Annotated in this window: 1 protein-coding gene; it reads left to right on the top strand. The window is 60.4% G+C overall.

All coding sequences use genetic code 11. The features are described from left to right. Window positions 1-112 precede the first annotated feature (112 nt). The gene (locus BANT918_RS17100; RefSeq protein ID WP_101621255.1) at window positions 113-1393 is read left to right on the top strand and encodes an ISL3 family transposase; all 1281 of its coding nucleotides are present in this window, start codon (window positions 113-115) and stop codon (window positions 1391-1393) included. Window positions 1394-1400: the final 7 nt, after the last annotated feature.

Here is a 1400-nt window from a genome sequence, read left to right as displayed (position 1 = left end):
GGCTCTTCATAAATAGGGCGGTGCTCAAGAGCTGAGGCAACCTCGAACGACAACGGGACCCTGGGTGCAATGATGTAGGTGTTCAAGACTCCATCACGACCCAAGGTCCCTGATGCACAACTTTACCCCGCCCTGCCTCGATACCACACTCCGCCTGGATGAGCTCGGGCTCACCGCGATCGGCCAACACCACACAGGTAGGCACTTGACCGTGTTGTGCCTGATCACCGACGGCAACGCCGACTGCCCCGAATGCCAGCAGCCGGGACGAGTCCGATCCACACGGATCCGCCGGCTCATCCATCCCCCGATCGGGCTTACCGCCGTGACCCTGGCCATCCGCATCCGCACGTACGCGTGCCCCAGCTGCGATCGCCGGTGGTCGCAGTCACCGGCGAAGGCGTGTGTGGGCCGCTCGAAGCTTTCTCGGCCCGCACGTCTTTGGGCTTTGAAATCCGTCGTGATCGACAAGATGAGCATCCACGCCATCGCGAAGAACCTTGCGACGTCGTGGAACACAGTCTGCTCGGCAGTGCTTGATCTCGGCCGGACGTTGCTGCTTGCCGATGCGACCAGGCTTGATGGGGTCACCACGATCGGAGTCGATGAACATTGCTGGTCCCATCGCGGTCTCGACCGGTGGGTCACCGTCATCGTCGACCTCACCAACAGGCCAGCACGGTTGATCGACATCGTTCCCGGCCGTTCGGCCGACGTGTTCTCTGATTGGCTCAACAATCAGCCCGATGATTTCCGGACCGGGATCGCCCACGTCGCTATGGATGCCTTCGCCGGGTACAAGAAAGCCGCGACCGAAGTACTCCCGGACGCGGTCACGGTCATGGATCCGTTCCATGTTGTTGCTCTCGTTGGAACGAAGCTCGATGAGACAAGGAGACGCCTCCAGACCGAGCTCCATGGTCGTCGGGGCCGGTCTGGTGATGACTTGTACGGGATTCGGAAAACGATCCGTACCCGAGTTGGGCTGCTATCTGAGAAGCAGAAACACCGACTCAACACGGTCTTCGTCGCCGATAATCATGCTGCGTTGGTGGTGTGTTGGCAGTTCTACCAAGACACGATCAAGGCCTACGCGGCCGCCCCGAAGAAAGGCAAAACGATCATGGCCGGGCTCATCGACAAGCTGGCCGACACGATCCCGGACGAGTTGAAGGAGTTGCGGAGTCTACGAACGACGTTTCAGCGCCGTCGTAGCGATATTCTGGCGTATTTCGATCACCCGGGAACGTCGAACGGGCCCACGGAAGCGATCAACGGCAGGCTGGAGCATCTGCGGGGTATCGCGCTGGGATTCCGTAACCGGGGCAACTATCTCATCCGGTCGCTCCTCCATGCCGGAGGAATGGGCAGGCTCCTACAGCCCTATTTATGAAGAGCCG

It is taken from the genome of Brevibacterium antiquum CNRZ 918 (genome assembly GCF_900169145.1).
GTDB lineage: Bacteria > Actinomycetota > Actinomycetes > Actinomycetales > Brevibacteriaceae > Brevibacterium > Brevibacterium koreense.
Note: the sequence above shows the minus strand (reverse complement) of the source record. Positions and strands in the feature narration are given on the sequence as shown.